This window comes from Bradyrhizobium sp. 195, assembly GCF_023101665.1.
Classification (GTDB): Bacteria; Pseudomonadota; Alphaproteobacteria; order Rhizobiales; family Xanthobacteraceae; genus Bradyrhizobium.
The window spans coordinates 5820089-5845250 of the sequence record NZ_CP082161.1; the positions used below are offsets into that span (position 1 = coordinate 5820089).

Here is a 25162-nt window from a genome sequence, read left to right on the forward strand (position 1 = left end):
AATCGCGGGCATTTCATTCGCGACGCTCTGCCAATAGGATGTTGCAGAAATTGGCGGACAAGCCGTCCGGGTGGGGACGGCTCGGAGATCCGCGCAAGCGGCATGATCCGGTCTGTGGGCTTGCGTTGTGCGCAGGGCTCGCGGGGGGACGCGTACAAGTAACGAGGGCTCGGACTGAACATGGCGAACACTCCGAAGAAGGTCAAAGACCCCACAGAAGTTGCGCTTTCTGCGATCCAGGAAGCCCTCAACATCAGCGACACCGCTGCGGACACCAGCCGCAGCGCCGCGATGCGCAACGAGACGACGTCCTCGGTGGCGCCGCCGCCGCCCCCGATTTTCGACGACGAGCCGAGCTTCGAGCCGCGCCCCGCCGCCAATGAGCGGGCGAACGTGTTCGACCCGATCGAGGAGCCGCGCACCTCGCGCCGCGCCGCCAATGACGACCGGGAGACCATCGGCCAGTTGCTCCAGGCGCTGCAGAAGGGCCGCCCTGCCCGCAGCGTCTATACGTTCGCCACCATCTTCGCCGGCGTCTGGCTCGCCGCCTGCGCCGCGCTGACCTTCGGCTTCCTGCCCTCGATCCAGGCCGCCATGGGCCAGAGCGGCGGCGTGCTCGTCATCGCCGGCCTGATCGCGATGTTCTTCGCGCCGATCATGCTGTTCTACTTTCTGGCGAGCCTCGTCTGGCGCGGCCAGGAAATGCGCATGATCGCCCAGGCGATGGCGCAGGTCGCGATCCGTTTCTCCGAGCCCGAGGGCTCGGCGTCCGATTCCATGGTCACCGTCGGCCAGGCCATCCGCCGCGAAGTCGCGGCGATGGGCGACGGCATCGAGCGCGCGATCGCGCGCGCCGGCGAGCTCGAGACGCTGGTCGCCAACGAGGTCGCTGCGCTCGAACGCGCCTATTCCGACAACGAAGTGCGCATCCGCGCCCTGCTCCAGGACATCGCGCATCAGCGCGACAATCTGGTCGGCCAGGCCGAGCAGGTCCGCAGCGCCATCTCCGGCGTGCAGATCGATTTGCGCCACGACATCGCGCTGATCTCGGACGCGATCGCCTCGCGCGTCGACGAGGTCGCCAAGTCCATCACCGGTGCGCTGGAAGAGCGCGGCGCCCACATCACCAGCGCGCTGAGCAATGCCGGCGACAACATGATCCTGGCGCTCGGCGAGCGCGGCGGCGACCTGCTCGACCGCCTCGAGGAGGCCAGCAACGAGACCACGCGCGCCGTGCTCGACGCCAGCGAGCGGCTGACCACCAGCCTCAACTTCAAGACCGGCCACGTCCACGACGAGTTCGTCGACCTCGCCGACCGCGTCCACGAGATGCTGAACGAGCGCATCGACCGCATCACCGGCGAATTCGAGCAGCGCTCCGCCGCGATCGTCGACGGCATCTCCGAGCGCACCGAGCAGGTGCACGACAGCCTGAAGAATTCCTCGGATTCGCTGCTGCTCGAGCTCGAGCTGCGCTCCAACGACCTCTCCTCCAAGATCGACGACGCCGGCAGCCGCCTCGCCGGCCAGATCTTGACGAGCGGCGACAAGGCGAGCGAGGCGCTCGACGCCACCGTCAACACCCTCGTGGCCAAGGTCGTCAGCCAGACCGAGACTGCGCACGATTCGCTGTCGCTGCAGATGAGCGCGTTCGACGAGCTGGTGCGGAACCAGGGCACCGAGCTGGTCGAGAAGTTCGCCCGCGACTCCGGCACGCTGGGCGCCCTGATCACGCGCCACATCTCCGAGTTCGACCGCACCGTGAAGACCTTCGGCGGCGAGATCGTCGAGCGCATGGGCCAGCGCACGCAGGACATCCATGAATCGCTGAAGACCTATGTCGACAATTTCGACACCCGCTTCACCGCCAACGGCGGCGAGATCACGGCCGTGCTCGACCAGCGCCTGGTGCAGTTCGAAACCACGATCGGCGAACGCGTCAGCAATCTCGACTCTTCGCTGAACGGCAAGATCTCCAGCCTCGACTCGACGATCGAAGGCCACATCAAGACGTTCGACGACCAGCTCGTCGGCCGCGTCGCGGCGCTCGAACAGTCGTTCGACACCCGCGCGAAGTCCGTCACCGACACCATCGACGAGCGTCTCAACACGCTCGCCTCGTCGCTGACCGACGGTGCCGCGCAGGCGATCCAGTCAGTCGACTCCCGCCTCACCCACCTCACGACCTCGCTGACCGGCGGCGCATCGCAGGCCATCGAGTCCATCGATGCGCGCCTCAACCACCTCACGAGCTCGCTGACCGATGGCGCATCGCAGGCCATCGAAACCATCGATGCGCGCCTCAACCACCTCACGGCCTCGCTGACCGATGGCGCATCCCAGACCATCCAGTCGATCGACACGAGGCTGACCCACCTCACCACGACGCTCACCGGCGGCGCGTCGCAGGCGCTCGAGTCCATCGACTCCCGCCTCACCTACCTCACCACCGCGGTGACGAACGGCGCATCGCAGGCCGTGCAGTCGATCGACACCCGCTTGACCCTCCTGACCTCGACCCTCACGGACGGCACCGCGCAGGCGATCGAGGCGGTCGACCGCCGCATCACCGGCGTCACCGAGATCATTGACGGCCGCAGCACGCACCTGACCGACACGGTCACGGCGCGCTTCCAGGAGATCCATCAGGTCATCGAGACCAAGGTCGGCTCGGTCGCCAGCGACATCGACGTGCGCGTGGCGCAGTTCGAGGACCTGCTCGGCTCGCGCGTCGAGGCCGTCGCCGGCCGCATCGAAAGCAGCGGCCGCCAGGCCAGCGAGGACATGATGTCCCGCGCCGAGATGATCTCGACCGCGATCCGCTCGCATGTCGAGGACGCCGAGCGCTCGCTCACCAACCTCGTCGTCAACACCAGCGAGACGATCCAGACCGGTGCGCGCACCGCCCAGCAGTCGCTGATGACGGTTTCCTCCGACGTCAACGCCCAGCTCAAGATGACCTCCGCCGAGGTCGAGCGCGCGCTGACCGCGGTCGGCACCGGCTCCGCGAACTCGATCCTGAGCAGCGCCCGCGAGGCGCAGTCGACGCTGGTCGCCGCCTCGGGCGAAGCCTCCAACCAGATCAAGGGGCTCGCGGCCGACGTCGAACGCACGCTGTCGGCGGCAGGCTCGGCCACCGCGGCCTCGATCCTGGCCGGCGCCCGCGAGGTCCAGACCACCCTCGTCACCGCGTCCTCGGATGCGGCCAACCACGTCAAGACGCTCACCGCCGACGTGCAGCGCTCGCTGTCGCTGGCCGGCTCCACCACGGCGGAATCGATCACCGCCGGCGCCCGCGATGCGCAGAGCACCCTGATCGCGGCCTCGACCGAGACCGCCAACCAGATCAAGGCGCTGTCCTCCGACGTGCAGCGTTCGCTGACGATGGCCGGCACCTCGACCGCCGAGATCCTCACCAGCGGCGCCCGTGAGGCCCAGAACACGCTGGTTGCCGGGTCCTCGGATGCGGCGGCCCAGGTCAAGTCGCTCACGGCCGATGTGCAGCGCTCGCTCACGATGGCCGGCACTTCGACCGCCGAAACCATCACCGCCGGCGCTCGCGAAGCGCAGAACATGCTGGTGACGGCGTCCTCCGAGGCGGCGAGCCAGGTCAAGTCGCTCTCGGCCGAAGTTCATCGTTCGCTCTCGCAGGTCGGCCAGTCGACCGCCGAGACCATCACCACCAGCGCCCGCGACGCCCAGAGCACCCTGCTCACGGTCTCGGCCGAACAGACCAGCCAGGTCCGTTCGCTCGCGGCCGAGATGCAGCGCGCGCTGGCAACCGCCGGCGGCGCCACCATCGAGGCGCTCACCAGCGGCGTGCGCGAGGCCCAGGGCTCGCTGATCTCCGCCTCGACCGACGCGGCAAGCCAGATCAAGTCGCTGACCACTGACATCGAGCGCACGCTGACCGCGGTCGGCGCCGACACCGCCTCGACCATCCTCAACAGCGCACGCGAGGCCCAGACCTCGCTGACCTCGACCTCGGCGGACGCCGCGAGCCAGATCCGCACGATCTCGACCGAGATCGAGCGCACGCTGAGCGCGGCCACCGCGAACGCGACCAACGACATCCAGACCAGCGCGCTCAATGCCCAGAACGCGCTGATCACGGCCTCCAACGAGGCGAGTTCGCGGGTCAAGTCGAGCTCGTCCGACGTCGAGCGTTCGGTGCTCGCCGCCAGCAGCAGTTTCGGCCAGGCCATGACCGGCAAGACCGACGAGATCGTCACCTATGTGCAGCAGCAGGCCGACCGTCTGTCCAACATGATCGACGCCAAGCGCGGTGCGCTGGTCGATGCGATCGGCTCCAAGACCAGCCAGCTCACGCTCGACATCGACCGCGTCACCTCGGACGCGCTGAAGTCGATCGAGACGCGCGGCCAGGCCTTCTCGCAGACCATGATGGGCAACGGCTCGGAAGTCGCCCGCACCATCAACGCGGCGCGCGAGATCGCCACCAGCGCGGTCGGCAAGTCGCTCAAGGACCTCGAGCAGTCCTCGCGTTCCGCGATCGACCAGTCGCGCCAGGTCTCGATCGCGGCCGTCACCGAGATGCAGGAGACCAGCAAGATCCTGCGTACCGACACCGTGGCGCTGTTCGAACGTCTGCGCGAAGGCAACATCCTGCTTCAGGAGGTGCTGACCGGTGCGCACGACAACCTCAACTCGCTCGAGCGGGCGCTGGTGACGCGCGTCGCCGACTTCGTCTCGGCGATGAACGACGTCACCTCGCGCAACGGCGCGGCGACGCAGAACCTGGAAGAGCAGCTCAACGTCTTCAACAGCAAGACCACGAAGGCCCTCCAGGATCTCGGCGAGCTGTCGACCCAGTTCGACGCGCACGGCAAGGCGCTGGTCGACGCCGCGCAGGTCGTCGAGCAGAGCAACAAGAACACCACCGCCTCGCTCGCCGAGCGCAAGCAGGCGCTGGAATCGCTCGTCACCACGATCGACCTGCGTACGGCCGATCTCGACCAGCGGCTGTCGCGCTTCACCGGCCTGCTCGATGAATCGCTGGCGGCCGCCGAGGAGCGCGCCCGCGACATCGCGCGCGTCGTCGCCGAGACCGCCGGCGCCGGCTCCGCCGCGATCACCCGCCAGTTCGAGGCGGTGCGCGTCGCCTCCGAAGAGGAGCATCGCCAGACCATCGAGGCGATGCACGACATCTACCGCCAGACCACGGACGAGGCGGATACGATGTTCAAGCAGTCGACGGAGAAGTTCACCAACCTCGTCTCCAGCATGAAGCAGATGGCCTTCGAGATGCACAACGAGCTCGAAGCCACCCGCAACGAGCTGCGCCGCGGCGTGCTCGAGATGCCGCAGGAGGCCGCCGAGAGCACTGCGCAGATGCGCAAGGTGATCGTCGATCAGATCGAGGCCCTCGCCGAGCTCAACCGCATCGTGGCCCAGCATGGCCGCGGCCTCGACGTCACCACGACGGGCCGCGCGTCCGCCGCGGTCCAGCGCCAGGAAGAGCCGATCATGGCAGCGGCGGGTGGTCGTGGCACCGAGACCCGCATGCGCGACACCGGCAGCGCCTCCACGCTGCCGCCGCCGGACCTCGGCGTGCCCGCCAACTCGCGCCGCACCGAAGCGCCGCCGGTCGCGCCCGCAGTCAACGACCAGGGACGTGACGGCTGGCTGTCGGACCTCCTCAACCGGACCGACGCCAATCAGGGCGCCCCGACCGGTCAGGCTTCCCGTGGCCGCGCCGCACCCGCGCCGCAGCCGCAGGCCCCGCAAGCCAGCAGCAATCCGTTGGAGTCGCTGTCGCTCGACATCGGCCGGCTGATGGACCGCAACCTCGCCGCCGAGATGTGGGACCGCTACCAGCGCGGCGAGAACAAGGCCTTCACCAAGCGCCTCTACACGCCCGCCGGCCAGAAGGCCTTCGACGAGGTCGCCCGCAAGTATCGCGCCGACCGCAACTTCAAGGGCACGGTCGACCGCTACGTCGCCGAGTTCGAGCGCCTGCTCGACGAGGTCGCCCGCGACGGCCGCGGCCCGCAGGAGCTGCGCAGCCACCTGACCTCGGAGACGGGTCTGGTCTACACGCTGCTCGCGCATGCGGCGGGACGGCTGGGGTAAAGCGGCTCGCGACTGGCGAGTAACGAATAGCGAATGAAAACGGAGGCCTCGCGGCCTCCGTTTTGTTTTGCAGGGAAAGCTCAGTTCGCGCCGGGCTGGCCGAATGACAGCCGCTCGGCCAGCACGGCAGCCTGGGTCCGCGAGCCGACGCCGAGCTTGCGCAGGATCGTCGAGACATGGCCCTTCACGGTCTGCTCGGCGATGTCGAGCTCGCCCGCGATCTGCTTGTTGAGCTTGCCCTCCACGATCATTGCGAGAATGCGCAGCTGCTGCGCGGAAAGCGTGGCCATTCGTGCGGCGAGCTCGACATCGGCGCCCTGGATCGAGCCGCGGCCGCCGACATTGGGCGGCATCCAGATCTCGCCGGCGAGGATCTTCGTGATCGCATCCGCCATCTCGGGCAGGCCGAGCGATTTCGGGATGTAGCCGGATGCGCCGTAGGCAATGGCGCGGCGGATGGTGGTGGCATCCTGCCGGGCCGAGATGATCGCCACCGGCACCGTCGGGAATTGCGCCGACAGGATGAACAGCGCGGCAAAGCCCTGGATACCCGGCATGGTCAGATCCCAGAGGATCAAGTCGATCTCGTCGGACTGGGCCGTCAGGATGCCGATGGCCTCGTCCAGCGACTGGCAGGCGACGATGTCGAGATCGGGCAGCACGCTCGACAGCGCGCTCCGCAACGCGGCCTGTACCAGCGGATGATCGTCGCCGATCAGGATGCGCATCGTTAGGGAGCCTCCAGTTTAGTCCCGAACTGCCGGCTCAGGGCTTCGCCGCCGAGAAAGCGCCGCAGAGCTGCCGGCTTGACCGGCTTCGACAGGATCTCGCAGCCGCGCGCCCTCGCCTCCTTGCGCACCGCCTCGCTGCGATCGCCGGTGACGACCAGCGCGCGGACGGTGCGACCCGACTTCTGCCTGAGATCGTCGAGAAAGTCCAAGCCGGTGCGACCGCCATCAAGATGGTAGTCGAGCAACACGACATCGGGCGGACCGGCTGTGACCGCAACCATCGCCTCGGCGATATCTGCCGCGACGAGCACGCGATGTCCCCAGCCGCCGAGCAGCGCCGTCAGGCCCTCGAGGATCGTCGCATCATTGTCGAGACACAGGATCGTCAGCGGCCGTTCCGCCGCTGCGGGCGCCGCAATGGCTGGATTGCGCTGAAGCGGCCTGGCCGGTCCGCGCGCAAGCGGCACCGTGACGGCAAAGCACGACCCATGCCCCGGGCGCGAACGGACATCGACGGCATGGTCCAGCAACCGCGACACGCGATCGACGATGGCGAGCCCCAGGCCCAATCCCTTGTCCGAGCCGGGCGCGAGACGCTGGAACTCTTCGAAGATGCGTGTCTGGTCCTCCGCCGGGATCCCGATGCCGGTATCCCAGACCTCGATGCGCAGCCCGTCGCCGCGCCTGCGGCAGCCGAGCAGGATGCGCCCCCTAGGCGTGTAGCGAAGCGCGTTCGACAAAAGGTTCTGCAAGATGCGACGCAGCAGATGCGGATCGCTGTGCACGGCGAGGCGGCAATCGACGACGCGGAGGAAGAGCCCGCGATCGTGCGCCATCGCCGAGAACTCGACGTTCAACTGCACGAGCAGGTCGGCGATCGGAAAGTCGAACGCCTCCGCGCGGACGGCGCCGGCATCGTAGGAGGAGATGTCGAGCAGCCTGTCCAGCACGTGCTCGGTCGAGCGCAGCGCCGCAATCGCGCTGCTCGCCAAGGTGCGCTCCTTGTCGGCATCACCGGCTCGCGACGAGGCATGCAGGCCCTCGTCGAGCGCGGACAGAAACAGACGGGCCGCGTTCAGTGGTTGCAGCAGATCGTGGCTGGCCGCCGCCAGGAAGCGGGTCTTGCCGAGATTGGCCTGCTCGGCCTCCGCCTTCGCCTGCTCGAGCGCCTCGGTCCGCTCGCGGACACGCAGCTCGAGCCCCTCATTGGCGCGTCGCAGGGCTTCCGCGGCACGGTGACGCTCGGTGACGTCGGTGTAGGTCGAGACGTAGCCGCCCTCGGCAACGCGGTCGTAAACGATCTCGAGCACCGTGCCGTCCGGCCGCTTGCGCTCGTACAGATAGGGCCAGCTCTGCGTGGCGACGTCACGATTGACCAGGAGCGCGGCGAATTCGGAGGCGGCATATTCGCCGCGCTCCACGTTAAAGGCAATCAGGTCCGCCAGTGGAAGACCCACGCGCACGAAATCCGGCGGCAGGTCCAGGAGCGCGATGAACCGGCCGTTCCAGGCCGTGATGTTGAAATCCGCATCGAACGCGCAAATGCCCTGCGGTACGCTCTCCAGCGTGCTCTGCAAAAGGCTGCGGTTGAAGCGCAACGCCTCCGAGGCTTCATCGAGCATCGCCATCGCCGCCCGCCGCGACAGCGAGTGCCCTTCCAGCGACGCCGCGATCACCACGCGCGCCGATGCCGCACCGATCGCCCCCGCGAGCAGGTTCTCGGTGAATCGGATCGAGTCGAGATCGACGAGCCCCGACGGATCGAGTCGCGGCCCGGTGCCGGCGATGCGAGCCGCGAGATAGCCGTCGAAGGCCGCCACGCCGCGCTCCGCGCCGACAAACCGCAGCGCCAGCGCGCGGAGATCGTCGAGCCGGACCACCACGCGGGACGACAGTTTCGGAATCGATTCGCGCACGACACCGTCGGCGAATGCCGCGGCCTGGTTGCGCTCGACGGTCGATTGCCGCCCCAGCGCCGAGAACATCAGGAAGCAGACGAGGTTGAGGCCGAGGCTCCAGAGCGTGGCGTGCGAGATCGGATCAATCCCTCCGAGGCCGAACAGCGCGTTCGGCCTGAGCCAGGCGATCTGCCACGGACCGTGGCGAACGATCTCCTCGATCCCTGGCCACAGTGGCGCTGCCGAGGGCAGCAGCAGCGTATAAGCCCAGATGCAAAACCCGATTGCGATCCCGAGCGAGGCACCGGTCTTGTTGGCACGCGGCCAGAACAGCCCTCCCACGAAGGCGGGACCGAATTGCGCGACCGCGACGAACGACAGAAGTCCGATCACGGTGAGCGGATAGGACTGGTTGACCAGGCGGTGCATCAGATAGGCGAGCAGCAGGATGCCGAGGATCGAGAGCCGGCGCACCGCCACCAACACCGACGTCATCGGCCGGCTCTGCGCACGCAGGCCGAAGACGCGTGACCGCAGCAGCAGCGGCATGATGACGTCGTTGCAGAGCATGGTGCTGAGCGCGACGGAGGTCATGATCACCATGCCGGTGGCGGCCGACAGGCCGCCCAGGAAGGCGATCAGGCTGACGGTGCCCGCGTCCGCCGCGATCGGTAGCGAAATGACGTAGGTGTCGGGGTCCATCATCGCGCCGAAGCGGTCGAGCCCGGCTGCGGCGATCGGCAGGATCAGCAGGCTGAACAGCACAAGATACGCAGGATAGAGCCACGCCGCGGTGCGCGTGTGGGCCGGACTCTCGTTCTCGACGACGGCGACATGGAAGGCCTGCGGCAGGCAGAGGAAGGCGATCGCCGAGATGATGATCGTCGAGGGCCAAACCGGCTGCGCCAGATCGAAGGTCAGAATCCCCGCCGATTGCGGATCCGACTGGAACTGCGACAGCAGAGCGGTCGGCCCGCCGGACAGGCCGAACAGCACGAACAGCGCGACAATCAGGAAAGCGGCCAGCTTGACGACGCTCTCGAAGGCGATCGCGAGCATCAGGCCGCGATGATGCTCGCTGGCATGGACATGCCGGACGCCGAACACGATCGCGAACAGCGCCATCGACGCCGCCACGCCGAACGCCGAATCCTGCCAGAACTGCAGCGCCTCGCCGCTGGCCCGCTCCGGCTGGAGGATCAGATAATCAAAACTCTTGCCGACCGCCTTGAGTTGAAGCGCGATGTAGGGAAGCACGCCCAGCAGCGATGCGAGCGTCACGAAAGCCGCGAGCACCTGACTCTTGCCGTAGCGCGCGGCGATGAAGTCCGAGATCGAGGTGACGTTCTGCGCCTTGGCGATCGCGATCACTTTGGACAGGACCCTCTGGCCGAACAGCAGCACCAGGGTCGGGCCGATATAGATCGTGGCGAAGTCCAGTCCGCTGGTGGCGGCACGCCCGACTGATCCGTAGAAGCTCCACGAGGTGTTGTAGACCGCGAGCGTCAGGCAATAGCTGATCGCGGCCGCCCAGGAATTTGGCGCAACCAGCGGCCCACCGGCGCTTCGCCGGTCGCCCCACCAGGCGACCAGGAACAGCGTGGTCACATAGCCGGCTGCGACCGCAAGAACGAACCACGCCTGCAAGACATCCTCACCCGAAACCGTCCGATCCGCCCGCAACGAGCGGCTCCGGAACGCGGGCGGATACTAGAGCGTTTTCAATCGCATGGAAGGCTATTCATTCCAAAGAGGACCAGCGGCCGGAGCGATCTCCGGCCGCCGATGGCAGTCACTCCGCCGCTTCGCGGGACAGCCGTTCCTGCGGGACGCGCTTGAGCACCAGGTTGACCGCGACGGCCACCATGATGTTGAGCACGAGCGCCAGGAGGCCGGTGTAGATCGCAACCTTGCCCATGCCGAAATCGACACTGTGCAGCGGCTTCAGCCCGTCCGACCAGGCCAGCCACGATCCGCCTGCAAGACCGACGGCCCAGCCGGCCAGCAGCGCCTTGCTCGAGAACCAGTTCAGGTAGAGACCGAACACCAGCGCCGGCAGCGTCTGCAGGATCCAGAGGCCTCCGAGCAGCTGCAGGTCGAGCGCGAACTGCGTCGGCATCAGCAGGATGGCGAGCAGCGCGCCGACCTTCACCAGCATGGAGGTGATCTTGGCAACCTTTGCCTCACCCGCCGGCGTCACCTTCGGATCGACCCACACCTTCCAGAAGTTGCGGGTGAACAGGTTGGCCGCGCCGATGCTCATGACGGCGGCCGGCACGAGCGCGCCGATCGCAATCGCAGCGAAGGCGAAGCCCGCGAACCAGCTCGGGAACAGCATCTTGAACAGCTCGGGCACAACGTCGTTGTTGCTCGCGAGCTTCAACCCCGCCGCATGGCCCATGTAACCCAGCAGCGCGAGCAGGCCGAGCAGCAGCGTGTAGGCCGGCAGCAGCATCGCATTCTTGCGAATGGTGTTGCCGCCCGAGGACGCGAAGATGCCGGTCAGCGTGTGCGGGTACATGAAGGCGGCGAGCGCCGAGCCCAGCGCCAGCGAGGCATAGGGCACGATCTGCGCCGGCGACAACAGGATGCCGCCAGAGCCCTTTGCAGCAAATGCCGCGTCCGCCGCGGTGAAGATCGCGCCGTAACCGCCGAGCCTAGACGGCACGATTGCGATCGCAGCGATCACCACGATGTAGATCATGATGTCCTTGACGAAGGCGATCAGCGCCGGTGCGCGCAGGCCCGACGAATAGGTGTAGAGCGCGAGCACCAGGAAGGCGAGAACGAGCGGCACCTCGCCGTGCAGGCCGAGCGCCTTGATCGCGACCTCCATGCCGATGAGCTGGAGAGCGATGTAGGGCATCGTTGCCAGCACGCCGGTGGCCGCGACCGCGAGCTCGAGACCGCGCGATCCGTAAGCGCCGCGCACCACGTCACCCGCGGTGACGTAGCCGCGTTCCTTGGCGACCTTCCACAGCACCGGCATCACCGCGAACACGAAGGGATAGACGATAATGGTGTAGGGCAGCGCGAAGAATCCGTAGGCGCCGACCGCATAGACCAGCGCGGGAACGGCGATCACCGTGTAAGCGGTGTAGAAATCGCCGCCGACCAGGAACCAGGTGATCCAGGTCCCGAACTTGCGGCCGCCGAGACCCCATTCGTCGAGATGGGCGAGTGTCTCCGGCTTGCGCCATCGCGAGGCGACGAAGCCCATGCCGGTGACGAGGACGAACAAAGCGAGGAATACGGCGAACGCCGCGCTATCGACATTAGTCAGCACGGCGCGCGCTCCTGTAGACGATGTAAGTGAGGAGCGAGGTCAGCGGCACCCAGGCGAGCTGATACCAGTAGAAGAACGGGAAGCCGAACAGATGGGGCTCCCGGATGTTGTAGAACGGCACGATCATCAGGCCGATGAACGGCAACAGCAGCAACAGACGTATCACGCTCTCTCCTCCCCTGTGAGTGAAGTCGACGCGCTTTTTCGTGAGCGCGACTTGAGCGCGATATAGCTGACAAGCAGGGCCAGCCCCTCCCCTACCTTGGCTCGGCCGGACCCCCATACTTTCGTATCGCCGCAGCGCGCATGGACGCGTCATGGCCGTTTTTTCTTTGCGCTGTCATTGCGCCGGCAGTTCACTTCGCATTGGTAATGCGGCTGCTCGCTACAAGCACCGTCATTGCGCGGAGCCCTTGCGACGAAGCAATCCACTCTGCTGCCACGGGCACAGTCTGGATTGCCTCGCTACGCTCGCAATGACGAGGAGAGGTCCGTGGACTAACGTCTACTGCCGCCTGCGCTCGCCCGCGGCCGGCTTCGGCGGCTCGGGCGGCGGGGCTGCTTGCGACGAGTTGCTGGCGCCGAACAGCACGCGGGTCGGGTTGCGGTCGAAATTGTTCACGGCGCGGCTGATGTCGCCGAGGGTGCGGCGGCCGTCGGCCATCAGCGCACCGGAGCGCTTGTCGAAATCGTCGGCGAGCTCGCGGATCGACTTCACCGCCTGGAACAGCTCGCCGCCGTCCTTGCCGCCGGCGAGCGAGTTGAGGCCGAGCATGAGATTGTCCGCCTTGAGCATGACGCCGTCGACCTTGGCCATCACGCCATCGATCTTCTCGGAATTGCGCGCGAGCGAGTTGGTGAAGGTCTCGAGATTCTTCAGCGAGTTCTTCACCGATTCCTGATTGTCGGCGACGATCTTGTTGATGTTCTGCAGCGTGCCGCGGATCGCCTCGGTAACGTCCTGGAGCTTGTTGGGATCGGCGGTCAGCGTCGGGATGCCGTCCTGGTCGAGCGGCGGCGGGGCCGCGGCCTCGTCGCCGCCCTTGAGCGAGATTGCGGCGACGCCCGTGAGGCCCTGGAATTCGAGGCCGACCAGGGTGTCCTTGCGGATCGGAGCGTTGTTCTCGATCATGGCGAGTGCGACAACCCGCCGCGGGTTGTCGAGCTTCACCGAGACCACCTCGCCCACCCTGATACCGTTGAAATTGACGCTGCCGCCATTGCGCAGGCCCGCGGCCGGGCCCTCGAACACGACGCGCAGGGGGCTGCGCTGCTTGGTGGTGTGCAGCGATTGAAACCACAGCACGAAGCCGATCGCCGCGGCGATCACCGCCAGCGTGAACGACCCGATCAAGACGTAGTTCGCCCGCGTTTCCATCAGGTGCTCCGGCTACTCATCCCAGCTACTCAACCCAGCTCTCAACCCATGACCGCGCGGGCGCGCTTGCCATGGAAATACTGCCTCAGCCAGGGATGCTGCGAGGCCTGCATGTCGGCGATCGACCCTGCCGCAATGATCTTACCGTTCCCTAAAACGGCGATGCGGTCACATGCTGTGTAAAGGCTGTCGAGGTCGTGGGTTACCATGAAAACCGTCAGCCCCAAAGTGCGCTGGAGCGTCCTGACCAGCTCGTCGAAGTCGCCGGCGCCGATCGGGTCGAGGCCCGAGGTCGGCTCATCCAGGAAGACGAGGTCCGGATCGAGCGACAGCGCGCGCGCCAGCGCCACGCGCTTGATCATGCCGCCCGAGAGTTCTGACGGAAATCGCTCGGCGACCTCGGGCTTGAGGCCGACCATGGTGAGCTTGGCCATGGTGATCTCGTCCATCAGCCGCTGCGAGACCCGCAAATATTCGCGCATCGGAAACTGGATGTTCTGCCGCACGGTGAGCGAGGAGAACAGCGCGCCCTGCTGAAACAAGACGCCCCAGCGCCGCTCGACGTTGCGGCGCTGCGAGGTGTTGGAGGAATCCAGATCGACACCGAACACTTCGATGGAGCCGGCGACCTTCGGCACGAGGCCGATGATGGTGCGCGTCAGCACCGACTTGCCCGCGCCGGAAGGGCCGACGAAGCCGAGGATCTCGCCACACTTGACGTCGAGGTTGAGGCCGTCGAGCACGCGCGTGCTGCCGAACTGCACGGTGATGTCGCGGACGCGGATGATGGGATTTTGGATCTCGCCTGCCATCGTCACATCCCGATCGAGGCGAAGAAGATCGCGAACACGCCGTCCATGACGATGACGAAGAAGATGCCCTTCACCACCGAGGCCGTGGTGTGCTGTCCGAGCGATTCCGCACTGCCCTGCACGGCGAGCCCTTCGACGCAGGCGACGATGCCGATCACCGCGGCCATGACCGGAGCCTTGACGATGCCGACGATGAAATGGTCGATCGAGATGGCATCGCGCAGGCGAAGCAGGAACGCCTCGGGCTCGACGCCGCCATAGAGCCAGGCGACGAGCCCGCCGCCATAGAGCGCGGCCATCGCGCCGAGGAAAGCGAGGATCGGCAGCGCCAGCACGAGGGCCATCATGCGCGGCAGCACCAGGACCTCGATCGGGTCGAAGCCCATGGTGCGCAACGCGTCGATCTCCTCGCGCATCTTCATCGAGCCGAGCTCGGCGGTGTAGGCGCTGCCCGAGCGTCCCGCGACCATGATCGCGACCAGGAGCACGCCGATCTCGCGCAGCACCAGCACGCCGAGCATGTCGACCACGAAGATGTCGGCGCCGAATCTTCGGAAATGGAAGATGCCTTGTTGCGCGATAATGCAGCCGATCAGGAAGGTGATCAGCACGATGATCGGCACCGCGCGCCAGCAGACCTGCTCCATGTGATGCACGGTCGAGGTCAGGCGGAACGAGCGCGGATGGATCAGGACGCGAAATCCTGCCGCGAGCACGGCGCCGAGCATGTCGACGAGGCCCGCAACCGTCCCGCCCACACCGGCTACGGTCCGGCCGATCTGCTCCAGCATGCCGGTGATGGTCACCGTGCCGCCGTCGACCACGGCCGTCGCCCTGACCCGCCGCACCTCGTCGACCAGACTCGAATAATTGGCGGAGAGCCCCGCGATCTGCGCCTCGACGGGCCCATTGGTCAGGCTACGGCGCAGGCGCTCGATCAACCAGGCGCCGAAGGTGTCGAGCTTGGCGACCTCGGAGACGTCGATGAAGATGCTCTGGGGCCTGCCGGCGAGCTTCTCGGCGTCGGCCACGATCCGCTCCAGCACCGGCGCGAAGCTCGCGGTCCAGGTCCCAGTGGCGCAAAGTGCCAGCGCGTTGCCCTTGGCAATCCGTTCCAGCTTCGGATCGCTGTTCAAGATGTCCGCTCCCGTGCCGGGGCGGAGAAGATCAGAGAGTTGCGCACGCGCCCTTACCCAGAGAAGGTATCCCCAAGTGGTTAATGTTAGTTGCTAGAGGTAACTAGCAGGTTCAGATTTCGCCAGAGTTCAAAATGACTTCCATGAAATTTGCTTCCCTGGCGGCGCGAATCGAGCGCTTCCCGATCGCGGGCAGCTTTACCATCAGCCGGGGGGCCAAAACCGAGGCCGTGACTGTCGTGGCGGAGGTCAGCCGGGACGGGCTGACCGGCCGCGGCGAGTGCGTGCCCTATCCCCGCTATGGCGAGACGCCCGAGGCGACGCTCGCGGCCATCCAGGCCATGCAGCAGGCCGTCGTGGACGGGCTCACGCGGCAGGCCCTCCAGGCCGCCATGGCGCCCGGAGCGGCCCGCAACGCCCTGGATTGCGCCTTGATCGACCTGGAGGCCAAGGCGGCGGGCCAGCGGGCCTGGAACCTGCTCGACCGCCCGGTGCCGGGCGAGCGCACCACGGCCTACACGATCTCGTTAGGGACCCCCGAGGCCATGGCCGCGGCGACCGCCAAGGCGGCGCACCGGCCGCTGCTCAAGATCAAGCTCGGCGGCGACGGCGATCCCCAGCGGATCGCGGCGGTGCGCAAGGCCGCGCCCGAAGCCGAGCTGATCGTCGATGCCAACGAGGCCTGGACCGAGGCCAATCTGGAGCACAATCTCGCCGCCTGCGACGCTGTCGGGGTCACGCTGGTCGAGCAGCCGCTGCCGGCCGGGAAGGACGAGGCGCTGTCGCGGATCAAGCGGCCGCTCGCGGTCTGCGCCGACGAGAGCGTGCACGACCGCTCCTCGCTTGCGCCCTTGCGCGAGCGCTACGACGCCGTGAACATCAAGCTCGACAAGACCGGCGGCCTCACCGAGGCGCTCGCCATGGCCGATGCCGCGCAGGCGCTTGGCTTCGAGATCATGATCGGCTGCATGGTCGCAACCTCGCTGTCGATGGCCCCGGCGATGCTGGTGACGCCGCAGGCGCGCTTCGTCGATCTCGACGGCCCGCTGCTGCTGGCGCGCGACCGCGACCATGGGCTGCGTTACGACGACAGCCTGATCTATCCGCCGGACGCCTCGCTCTGGGGCTGAGCCTTGAGCCGTTGCCGCGCCGACCAGATCAGAAGCGCGCCGCCAGCGGCCATCGCCGCCATGACGTAGTACAGGCCGTCGCCGATGCGGGCGTAGATCGCGCCCGACGCGATCGAGGTCGTGGCGCCCAAGAAGCCGCTGCAGGCGGCATAATAGCCCTGCCCGCGCGCGATCTGATGCGAGGGCACGCGCTGCACCAGCAGATTCATGGTGCCGACAACGGTCATGCCGAAGGTGAGGCCGTGGCCGAGCTGGACGATCGCAAGCAGCGCCAGCGGCGGCTCGTTGGCGGTGACGATCCAGCGCACCACGGCGCTTACGCCTCCGATCGCAATCATCGTGGATGGATGCAGCGAGAAGCGCGGCGACAGCGCGAACACGACAATCTCGGCGATCACGCCCAGCGTCCACAGCCCCGCGATCGTCAGCCCGCTGATCCCATGGAGCTGCCAGTCGATTGCCGAGAAGGTGTAGTAGGCGACGTGGCTGCCGTGGATCAGCGCGGCCGAGGCGATGATCGCCCAGAAGCCGGCATCGCGCAGCAGCGCCTTGCCGGCATGCCTCTCCGTCGTCCTGCGCCTGACATCGTCGAGCGGCTGAAGCAACAGGCTGGCTCCGACCGCAACGACCGCCCATGCAACGATGATCCAGATCAGGTCGCGCGCGGCGATGCTGTCGATGAGATAGCCGCAGGCGAGCGAGCCGGCGGCGAAGGCCGCCGAGCCCCACAGCCGCAAGGGCCCGTAGTCGAGCCCGAAACGGGCGACACCGCGCAGCGCATAGGCATCGGTCAGCGGCATCGTCGGCGTCCACATCATGCAGGTCAGCGCGTAGATCAGGAACAGCGCCAGCGGCTGCTGCTGCAGGCCGACCGCCGTAAATCCGATCGCCGTCGCCAGCACCGACACCATCATCGCGGCGCGGATGGCATGTCGCCTTTCGGCGAAGGCGGTCACTTGCGGCAGCGTGGTGAAGCGCGTGATCGCCGGCAGCGCGTTGATGAGCCCGATCCAGGTCGCATCGATGCCGATCGCCTTCAGCCACACCGGGAAGAACGGCAGATGCGTGCCCGAAACCGCGAAGATGGCCGAATAGAACAGGGCGAGGCTGACGGCGAATCGCCGCTTCCTGGATGCCGCGATGGGGATTTGTGATTCGGACTGCATCAAACCAATTGCGATTCGGTCGATATCGTGATGATCGTTACAATACCGCGCAGTGATTTGCGCGACGAGATTGCCATGGCCAACGAAGCATTCGCCCTCTCGCCTATGTCTGCCCGCGCGGCCGAGCCGAACGAGCAGGATTACGACGCGATCCGCGAAGCCTTCATGGAGACCGCGCGCGGCCGCTGGTTCCTCGGCGAATACGCCAAGCGCAACCGCAATGCCGACACCCGCATGGTGCTCGATGCGGTCGCGAAGATCGAAGAAACCCTTGCGGCGCAGCGACAACCCGTCGTCGAAGACCGCCTGCCCGAAGCATTGGTCGAGATCCGCCGTGCCATCCGCGAAGCCGAGACGATCGCGATCGCCGCGTTCGACCCCGCGGTGATCGAGGCGAGCCTCGCGGCGATCCCGCGTGGGGTGCGCATCATCAAGGAGATCTCATGGCGCTGGCGCGAGATCGGCGCCGACGGGCGAATATGCGACCTCATTGATTCGCAGCTCGCCTCGATCGAGGCCGCCTGCGGACAGGTTTCGACCATCGACCCCCGCGTCGAGCTCAAGATTGCCTTCGATCTGTTGAGGGATCGGGTCGAGCAGACCGACGGCGGCGCAACGCCGCAGGCGGCGCCCGCGGCTCCGGTGCAGGAGGCGCCCTCATCCGCCGCTGAAGCTCCGCCTGCCGAGACCGCGCCTGCCCCGACCGCAGCCCCAGCGATGACCAGCGAAGCCCCCGTGGCTTTTACGGAGCCGCCGCAGGATGTCGCGGCAGTTGCCGAGTCCGAAGCCGCCGTAGACGCGGCCGTCGCCACCGAAGCCGCAATTGCCGAGCAGGCAATGGACGCGGCCGTCGCGCCGGAGATTGCGGCCGAAGGCGAGATCGCTGTCGAAAACGCCGCGCTCGACCATGTCGCGCCGGAGAGTGTCGCGCCTGGAGAAACCACGCCTGAAGACGTCTCGTTTGAAGAGCCGGTCACGGACACCGCCCCTTTCGCGGAAGGCGCTGACGCATTCGCGCTCGACGCTGCCGCGCAAGCCGAGGACGACGCCGTGCTCGAGGCCATCGCGCTGGAGATGGCCGCGCCCGATCCTGATTTCGACGAGATCATCACGCCGGTCGAGATGGAAACGGCCGCTCCGGAACCGATGCCAGCGGAGACCACAGCGCCCGTTGCCGCCGAGCTTCCGGAGCCGATCGCACCTCAGCCGGCCGTTGCCCCGGTGATGGAAGAGCACGCCGCGGACGCGCCGATCGCGATGGACTCGCTCGCGCGCCTTACCGACGCCATTGCGGAGGCCGCCGCCGAAGTGATGGAGCAGCAGGTCCCGGCCATGGCTGCGACGGCGACATTCGCCGCAGCGCCAGCAGCAACGCTGCCACCGATGCCCTCACCCTTGTCCGCGTCCTTGCCCGAGCCCTCGCTCGGCGCCACCATCCTCGCCAGCGGCATTCTGCAGAAGCCTCGCGCGCCCGCCAACGATCCCCTCGCGCCGATCCGCCGCATGACCCAGGCCGAAAAGATCGCGTTCTTCTCGTAGGACGAGTGCTCTCTCTCGTGTCCCGGACAAGCGAAGCGCAGAGCCGGGGCCCAGGAGCCGCGAGTTCTACCGCAACATGGGCCCCGGCTCAGCAGCGCACCGTCGAAGAGACGCTGCGCTGCGTCCGGGGCAGCGAGAGCGAGATGCCGCGCGCGCAGTCCCGCCACAACGTCATTGCGAGCGCAGCGAAGCAATCCAGAATCTCTCCGCGGAAAGGCTCTGGATTGCTTCGTCGCTTCGCTCCTCGCAATGACGGACTAACTACCGTTCGCGAACTTGGTCACCCGCAATTCCACACCGCCCCGATCGGCGTGCGCGTCCAGCACGGACCAAAGCTGCCGCCATTGTAGCGGCCGCCGTTGAAGCCGGGGCGGCCGAAATAGTGCCACTCGCCGTCCCAACGGTAATATTGCGGAACCGGGTCGATATACCAATGACGTCGGTCGGCGCGCGACATTCGGCGCATCGCGTCTTTCTGCTTGTAGAGCGGAATGCTGTTGCTCAGCGGCTGCCGATAGCCCGGCAGGAAGCCGTAGCCTTTCCAGACCGGCTTAGCAGGCTTGTTTGACGCGGCGGGCGCTGTGGCGGGTAGCAGCGACAGGACGATGGCAACAGATAGGCACACAAGGCGAGACATGGTTCGACAATAAACAGGCGGATGCGAGAAGACCACTCAAATTCGAGTGCGAGGCTTTTCGCCGCTTCTGCTCATCGGCGTCTCTCGATACGCTTGCAAAGTGCAGCACGAGTGCTGCACGAAACGTCTTGCAAGTTCCGGAGTTGACCCATGTCTCAGCACCCGCGCGTCGGCGCCTTCGCGATCATTCCGAACAATGATCTTCCCGCCGCTAAACCGTTCTGGGAACGTCTCGGCTTTACGCGCACGGGCGGCGATGATGGCTATGTCATCATGAGCGGTTGGGGCTGCGAGGTCCATCTCACGCAGGCCGGCGATGGCCCATGGCGTGTGCCGGAGCACAATCCCTTTGGCGTCTTCATCCGCACGCCCGACGTCGAGGCCATTGCCGCGCGCGTGGACGATCTGATCATCCGCCCCGGCGGCGTGCTGCGTCACCGCGAATGGGGCATGTATGAAGTGGGCATCAACGGGCCTGACGGCCTCCTCGTCCGGATCGGCTGGCCGTCGGAGCTGATGCGCCAGTCCAGCTAACTGATCACGCCCTTGCGGATCAGGAAGCAGCCGTAGCCCCTGCTGTCGCCGACCTGCACGACGCCGAAACCCGCCGCTGCCGCACGATAGAAATCCGCCCGAGAGAGCTTGCCGGGAGCAATGGCGCTGCCGCTGGCGCGTTCGATCTCGGCCAGCACCGCGCGCTGCACGTCGGGCACGCGGTCGGGATCGTCGACCGGCATCATCACCCGCACCGGGTCGGGCTCGAAATCGTCGAGCGGATAGACCGACATGATGGCTCGGACGGCCGACTCCATCGTCATGCCCGGCAACTGGATCAGGCGCTGCGACGATGTGCTGCGGGCGATGTGCGTGGCCGGGTGGTTGGCATCGACGACCACGAGGTCGTCGCCGTGGCCCATGGAGGCGAGCAGCCAAAGCAGGTCGGGCGTCAGGATCGGATCGATCGATTTCAGCATGTGACGGCGGTTCCCGTTGTCGATCGCTAACCATAGCAGGTTCCAAGCGTGATTCAGATCACGTACGCCGCCATGGTGACAGAGATCACGGAGCATACGCTCGAACGCGGCCAAGCTACCTCGCAACTAATCTCGCATCGAGATCAGTGCCAAAGGAGCACGCCATGTTCCGCCTAAAGCCTTTCCTGATGACTGCGGGTCTTCTGGGAAGCCTGTTCGGCTTCGCCTGCGGGCCCGTTTCCGGGCAGGTCGCCCCGGTCCAGCCCGCCCCCACCGCGCTGCAAGGCCCGGAGCAGCGGGTGGCGCTGGTGATCGGCAATGCGAACTACCAAAACGCACCGCAGCTTGCGAACCCCGACGACGACGCGCAATCGATGGCGCAGTTCCTGAACTCCGCCGGCTTCGAAGTGGTCTCAGCAACCGATTTGACCCAGAACGATATGCTCCGCGTCGTCCAGGACTTCTCCGCCAAGGTCGCTTCGCGCGGTCCGAACACAGTGGCAATGGTCTATTATGCCGGCCACGGCGTGCAGCTCGCCGGCGAGAACTACCTGGTTCCGGTCGATGCCAAGATCTCGAATCCCACCGAGCTCGTCAGCAATTCGGTGCGCCTCGTCGACGTGATGTCGACGCTGGAGACGATCCCGAGCCGCATGCGCATCGTCATCCTCGATGCCTGCCGCAACAATCCGTTCCCGAGCGTGAACGACGCGGGCCGCGGCCTTGCCATCGTCGATGCGCCGAACGGCTCGATCGTGGGTTACTCGACCGCGCCGGGCGCCGAAGCGCTCGACGGCACCGGCGGCCACAGCCCGTATACGCGAGCCTTCCTGAACGTCGCGCGCGAACCCAACGTGCCGATCGAGCAGCTGTTCAAGCGCGTGCGCCTGCAGGTGAACCAGACCACCAGCGGCGCGCAGATTCCGTGGGAGAGCTCCTCGCTGACATCGGACTTCACCTTCTTCGGCGACACCGCAATTGCCGCCAACCGCGCGCCGGTCAAGACACCGGTCGTGCAGATGGCCCCCAACCTGCCGAGCCGTTCGACGCGCCAGGCTTATGATTATGTCGTCTCCGAGGGCCGGCCGGAATATTATCAGGAGTTCATCCAGATGTATCCGCACGATCCGCTGTGCGACCACGTCCGCTGGCTGCTCAATAACATCCTGCTCTCGCAGGCCTGGCACAAGGCGGTGCTCGTGAACTCCCCGCTCGGCTACAAGACCTTCTATGACAGCTACGGCAACAGCCCCTATGCGCAAGTCGCGCTGAACCTGCAGGCGCAGCCGAAGCAGATCCCCTTGATGCAGGCGACCAAGTTCCTGGCGCCGCAGAACATCGCCCCGACCTTCAAGATCGGCAATCTCGGCCAGCCCAAATACATGCCCTTGCAGCAGGGTAATGGTGGGCCGCAGATGGGCGGCAACCTGCCGGTCGTGCAGAAGCCGGTCGACGGCAATGTCATCGGCAAGCTTGGCAATGGCGGCCAGATCGTCAACCTGCCCTCGGGCAACAACAACCAGCCGGGCCAGCCGAACGGCACGCCCTCGCAGACCCCGGGCAAGATCGTCACCCTGCCTGCGCCGAACAACACCAATGGCGGCATTGGCAAGATCGTCACTTTGCCAGCGACCAACACCCCGAATGGCGGCAACGTCAACGGCAAGCCGGGCAAGATCGTGAGCATGCCCGTGAATGTCGGCAAGGGTGGCTCGAACATCGAGTCGAAGCCGGTCAACGTTCAGACGCAGAACCGCCCGATCCGCATCAACGATGGCGTGAAGATCACCAACAACCCGGTGAACAAGGTGCAGGTCCAGAACAACCTGCAGAACAAGCGTCCGCAGGTCAACACAATGCCGACCCGCATGGTCAACAGCGGCAGCAACTTCCGGCAGTCGATGAACCAGGCGCCGAGCATGAGTGGCGGCAACAACCATCGCGGTTTCATGCGCTGATCGAGCGAAGAAGAAGGTGCGCTCCCTCCCCCGCTTGCGGGGGAGGGTTGGGGAGAGTGTGCTTCCACAGAGAGACCCCCAACGAGGAGAGAGCCCCCACCCGGCGCTTCGCGCCGACCTCGCCCGCAAGCGGGAGAGGTTGCACCGAACAAGCCGCGCATTCGAACCTCGAAATCGATAAAACAAAGGGGCAGAGCGGCGACGCTCTGCCCCTTCTTCATATCAGCCCTTGAGCGTTGTCATTCCGGGATGCGCCGAAAGGCGCAGGTCCATAGCCACGATCGGGAGTATGGGTTTTGGGCTCTCGCTTCGCGTGCTCCGGAATAAAGATCAGGCCACCAGCTCCGCAAACAAATCCGCATCGACATTGCCGCCGGAGAGCACGATGACGACGTTCTTGCCGGCAACGTCGAGGCGCCCCGCCAGCAGCGCGGCAAGGCCGACTGCACCGCCGGGCTCCACCACGAGCTTCAGTTCGCGATAGGCGAACGCGACAGCGGCACCGACTTCCTTGTCCGACGCCGTGACGCCGCGCGCGAGCAGCTTGCTGTTGATCGCAAACGTCATCTCGCCGGGAATCAGGGCCATCAGCGCATCGCAGATGGTGCGGCCGGCGGGCGGATGCGGCTCGCGATGGCCGGCGCTCAGCGAAATGCCGTGATCGTCGAACGCCTCGGGCTCGGCCACCACGATCTCGGCTAGCGGATAGCGCGCCTTCACCGCCGTCGCGACGCCCGCGATCAGGCCGCCGCCGGAGGCCGGCGCCACCACGATGTCGGGGCTGAGGCCGAGCGTTGCCATGTCTTCCGCGATCTCGCGGCCGGCAGTGCCCTGCCCTGCGATCACGAAGGGATCGTCGTAAGGCCGGACCAGCGTCGCGCCGCGCTTCTCGGCGATGCCGCGCGAGATTGCTTCGCGATCGTCGCGGTCGCGGTCGTACAGCACGACCTCGGCGCCATAGGATTTGGTGCGCTCACGCTTGGACAGCGGCGCATCCGCAGGCATCACGATGGTCGCCTGCATGTCGAGGATCTTCGCCGCCGCCGCCACGCCCTGGGCATGGTTGCCGGAGGAGAACGCGACGACGCCGCCGGCGCGCTTGTCCTGCGGGATCGAGAACACCTTGTTGAAGGCGCCGCGGAACTTGAAGGAGCCGGTGCGCTGGAGCATCTCCGGCTTCAAAAACACCTTCGCACCGACGCGCTCGTTGAGCACGGGGAAGGACAATAGCGGGGTGCGGATGGCGTAGGGCGCGATCACGCGCGCCGCAGCATCGATGTCGGCAGGGCCGATCGGGAGGAGCTGTTCGGTCATGTCCGAGCTTATCGCGGCCGATGAGGCCCGGGCAAGACACCTGCGCGCGAGGAATTACCCGCTCAGGCGACCCGGCGGGGCTGTTCCGCGCCGGTCCGACCCGGCAGCACCGCGCCGACCGCCAAAATACTGTCGATGAAGACCCGCGCCGAGGCCTCCCAGGTGTAATTGGCAGCGAACGCGACACAATCCTGCCGGGAGACATCGAGAGCGGCGAAGCAGGCGCTGCGCAGATCGTGATCGAGCGCGCCGACCGGGGCATCGCCGATGACGTCGCGGGGGCCCTTCACCGGGAAGGCCGCAACCGGCAGGCCGCTCGCGAGCGCCTCCAGCAGGACGAGACCGAACGTATCGGTCTTGCTGGGAAATACGAACACGTCGGCGGCCGCATAGATGTCCGCCAGTTCCTCGCCGTGCTTCTGGCCGAGGAAGATCGCCTCGGGATAGGCCTCTTCCAGCGCGACACGCGCCGGGCCGTCGCCGACGATCACCTTGGTGCCGGGCAGGTCGAGATCGAGGAAGGCCTCGAGATTCTTCTCCACCGCGACGCGGCCGACCGACAGGAACACCGGCGCCGGCAGGCAGAGATCGATGGCGCGGGGATGGAACAAATGGGTGTCGACGCCGCGCGGCCACAGCACGACGTTGTCGAAACCGCGCTCGGTCAGCTCGCGGGCCAGCGCCGGCGTTGCCGCCATCACCGCGCGGCTGGGGCTGTGGAAACGGCGCAGCGCCCGCCAGATCAGCGAGCCCGGAACCGGCACGCGGGCGCGGACATATTCGGGAAAGCGGGTGTGAAAGCTGGTCGTGAACGGCAGCCTGCGCTGGCGGCAATAGCGGCGGACCATCAGGCCGATCGGCCCCTCAGTCGCGATGTGGATGCTGTCGGGCCGCGCTTCCTCGATCAGCTTGGCGATCCGCGCCGGGCGCGGCATCGCCAGCCGCACGTCGCGATAGCTCGGCATCGCGAAGGTGCGGAACGATTGCGGCGTCAGGAACGTGAATTCGACACCGAGCGTCTCGGCAGCGTCAGCGAGTTTGGTCAGCGTCCGAACCACACCGTTGACTTGCGGGTGCCATGCGTCGGTCGCGACCAGGATGCGCATCAGG

Annotated in this window: 17 protein-coding genes; 5 read left to right on the top strand and 12 right to left on the bottom strand. The window is 66.6% G+C overall.

Annotated elements, in window-relative coordinates:
- Positions 1-180 precede the first annotated feature (180 nt).
- Positions 181-6093 (top strand): apolipoprotein A-IV repeat region-like domain-containing protein, encoded by a 5913-nt coding sequence (locus IVB26_RS27320; RefSeq protein ID WP_247968212.1) that lies wholly within the window; start codon positions 181-183, stop codon positions 6091-6093.
- Positions 6094-6173: 80 nt separating this feature from the next.
- Here IVB26_RS27320 and IVB26_RS27325 read toward each other — a convergent pair whose 3' ends face one another.
- The 7 genes from IVB26_RS27325 to IVB26_RS27355 form a co-directional block, all read right to left on the bottom strand.
- A complete protein-coding gene (locus IVB26_RS27325; RefSeq protein WP_247968213.1) occupies positions 6174-6821 on the bottom strand; it encodes a response regulator in 648 nt (215 codons plus the stop codon).
- A gap of 2 nt (positions 6822-6823) precedes the next feature.
- Positions 6824-10369 carry a hybrid sensor histidine kinase/response regulator gene (locus IVB26_RS27330; protein WP_247968214.1) on the bottom strand — a complete coding sequence of 1182 codons (3546 nt, stop codon included), beginning with the start codon at positions 10367-10369 and terminating at the stop codon, positions 6824-6826.
- Positions 10370-10514: 145 nt separating this feature from the next.
- Positions 10515-12008, bottom strand: coding sequence for a monocarboxylate uptake permease MctP (gene mctP, locus IVB26_RS27335; protein WP_247968215.1), 1494 nt, complete (start codon positions 12006-12008; stop codon positions 10515-10517).
- The gene (locus tag IVB26_RS27340; protein WP_212301179.1) at positions 11998-12174 is read right to left on the bottom strand and encodes a DUF3311 domain-containing protein; all 177 of its coding nucleotides are present in this window, start codon (positions 12172-12174) and stop codon (positions 11998-12000) included. The genes mctP and IVB26_RS27340 overlap by 11 nt, the downstream gene beginning before the upstream one ends.
- A 339-nt stretch (positions 12175-12513) precedes the next feature.
- Complete coding sequence (locus IVB26_RS27345) at positions 12514-13386, bottom strand: MlaD family protein (protein ID WP_247968216.1); 873 nt, start codon at positions 13384-13386, stop codon at positions 12514-12516.
- A 41-nt stretch (positions 13387-13427) separates the two neighbouring features.
- The gene (locus IVB26_RS27350) at positions 13428-14198 is read right to left on the bottom strand and encodes an ABC transporter ATP-binding protein (RefSeq protein WP_247968217.1); all 771 of its coding nucleotides are present in this window, start codon (positions 14196-14198) and stop codon (positions 13428-13430) included.
- 2 nt (positions 14199-14200) lie between these two features.
- On the bottom strand, positions 14201-15334 hold the full coding sequence (locus tag IVB26_RS27355; protein WP_247968218.1) for an MlaE family ABC transporter permease: 1134 nt from the start codon (positions 15332-15334) through the stop codon (positions 14201-14203).
- Between the two features lie 134 nt (positions 15335-15468).
- Between IVB26_RS27355 and dgcA the strand changes: the two genes are divergently transcribed.
- Positions 15469-16464 carry an N-acetyl-D-Glu racemase DgcA gene (gene dgcA, locus IVB26_RS27360; protein WP_247968219.1) on the top strand — a complete coding sequence of 332 codons (996 nt, stop codon included), beginning with the start codon at positions 15469-15471 and terminating at the stop codon, positions 16462-16464.
- Here the strand turns inward: dgcA and IVB26_RS27365 are convergent.
- Positions 16434-17630, bottom strand: coding sequence for an MFS transporter (locus tag IVB26_RS27365; RefSeq protein WP_247968220.1), 1197 nt, complete (start codon positions 17628-17630; stop codon positions 16434-16436). The genes dgcA and IVB26_RS27365 overlap by 31 nt on opposite strands.
- A gap of 75 nt (positions 17631-17705) precedes the next feature.
- Between IVB26_RS27365 and IVB26_RS27370 the strand changes: the two genes are divergently transcribed.
- Positions 17706-19169 (top strand): hypothetical protein, encoded by a 1464-nt coding sequence (locus IVB26_RS27370; protein WP_247968221.1) that lies wholly within the window; start codon positions 17706-17708, stop codon positions 19167-19169.
- A 280-nt stretch (positions 19170-19449) separates the two neighbouring features.
- Here IVB26_RS27370 and IVB26_RS27375 read toward each other — a convergent pair whose 3' ends face one another.
- Positions 19450-19806 (bottom strand): hypothetical protein, encoded by a 357-nt coding sequence (locus IVB26_RS27375; RefSeq protein WP_247968222.1) that lies wholly within the window; start codon positions 19804-19806, stop codon positions 19450-19452.
- Between the two features lie 150 nt (positions 19807-19956).
- Between IVB26_RS27375 and IVB26_RS27380 the strand changes: the two genes are divergently transcribed.
- A complete protein-coding gene (locus IVB26_RS27380; protein ID WP_247968223.1) occupies positions 19957-20340 on the top strand; it encodes a VOC family protein in 384 nt (127 codons plus the stop codon).
- Here the strand turns inward: IVB26_RS27380 and IVB26_RS27385 are convergent.
- Positions 20337-20780 carry an RbsD/FucU family protein gene (locus IVB26_RS27385; protein ID WP_346732891.1) on the bottom strand — a complete coding sequence of 148 codons (444 nt, stop codon included), beginning with the start codon at positions 20778-20780 and terminating at the stop codon, positions 20337-20339. The two genes, IVB26_RS27380 and IVB26_RS27385, sit on opposite strands and share 4 nt — an antisense overlap.
- 164 nt (positions 20781-20944) lie before the next feature.
- Here IVB26_RS27385 and IVB26_RS27390 point away from each other — a divergent pair, with 164 nt between their 5' ends.
- A complete protein-coding gene (locus IVB26_RS27390) occupies positions 20945-22738 on the top strand; it encodes a caspase family protein (protein WP_247968225.1) in 1794 nt (597 codons plus the stop codon).
- 330 nt (positions 22739-23068) lie between these two features.
- Here the strand turns inward: IVB26_RS27390 and IVB26_RS27395 are convergent, their stop codons facing one another.
- Both IVB26_RS27395 and IVB26_RS27400 read right to left on the bottom strand, forming a co-directional pair.
- Positions 23069-24052 carry a threonine/serine dehydratase gene (locus tag IVB26_RS27395; RefSeq protein WP_247968226.1) on the bottom strand — a complete coding sequence of 328 codons (984 nt, stop codon included), beginning with the start codon at positions 24050-24052 and terminating at the stop codon, positions 23069-23071.
- A 62-nt stretch (positions 24053-24114) separates the two neighbouring features.
- Positions 24115-25158 carry a glycosyltransferase family 4 protein gene (locus IVB26_RS27400; protein ID WP_247968227.1) on the bottom strand — a complete coding sequence of 348 codons (1044 nt, stop codon included), beginning with the start codon at positions 25156-25158 and terminating at the stop codon, positions 24115-24117.
- Positions 25159-25162 lie beyond the last annotated feature (4 nt).

Coding starts and splice junctions, on each gene's coding strand:
- IVB26_RS27365 (WP_247968220.1), bottom strand. CDS start 17,630: ATGCAGTCCGAATCACAAATCCCCATCGCGGCATCCAGGAAGCGGCGA.
- IVB26_RS27345 (WP_247968216.1), bottom strand. CDS start 13,386: ATGGAAACGCGGGCGAACTACGTCTTGATCGGGTCGTTCACGCTGGCG.
- IVB26_RS27380 (WP_247968223.1), top strand. CDS start 19,957: ATGTCTCAGCACCCGCGCGTCGGCGCCTTCGCGATCATTCCGAACAAT.
- IVB26_RS27400 (WP_247968227.1), bottom strand. CDS start 25,158: ATGCGCATCCTGGTCGCGACCGACGCATGGCACCCGCAAGTCAACGGT.
- IVB26_RS27395 (WP_247968226.1), bottom strand. CDS start 24,052: ATGACCGAACAGCTCCTCCCGATCGGCCCTGCCGACATCGATGCTGCG.
- dgcA (WP_247968219.1), top strand. CDS start 15,469: ATGACTTCCATGAAATTTGCTTCCCTGGCGGCGCGAATCGAGCGCTTC.
- IVB26_RS27385 (WP_346732891.1), bottom strand. CDS start 20,780: ATGCTGAAATCGATCGATCCGATCCTGACGCCCGACCTGCTTTGGCTG.
- IVB26_RS27320 (WP_247968212.1), top strand. CDS start 181: ATGGCGAACACTCCGAAGAAGGTCAAAGACCCCACAGAAGTTGCGCTT.
- IVB26_RS27370 (WP_247968221.1), top strand. CDS start 17,706: ATGGCCAACGAAGCATTCGCCCTCTCGCCTATGTCTGCCCGCGCGGCC.
- IVB26_RS27350 (WP_247968217.1), bottom strand. CDS start 14,198: ATGGCAGGCGAGATCCAAAATCCCATCATCCGCGTCCGCGACATCACC.
- IVB26_RS27375 (WP_247968222.1), bottom strand. CDS start 19,806: ATGTCTCGCCTTGTGTGCCTATCTGTTGCCATCGTCCTGTCGCTGCTA.
- IVB26_RS27390 (WP_247968225.1), top strand. CDS start 20,945: ATGTTCCGCCTAAAGCCTTTCCTGATGACTGCGGGTCTTCTGGGAAGC.
- IVB26_RS27325 (WP_247968213.1), bottom strand. CDS start 6,821: ATGCGCATCCTGATCGGCGACGATCATCCGCTGGTACAGGCCGCGTTG.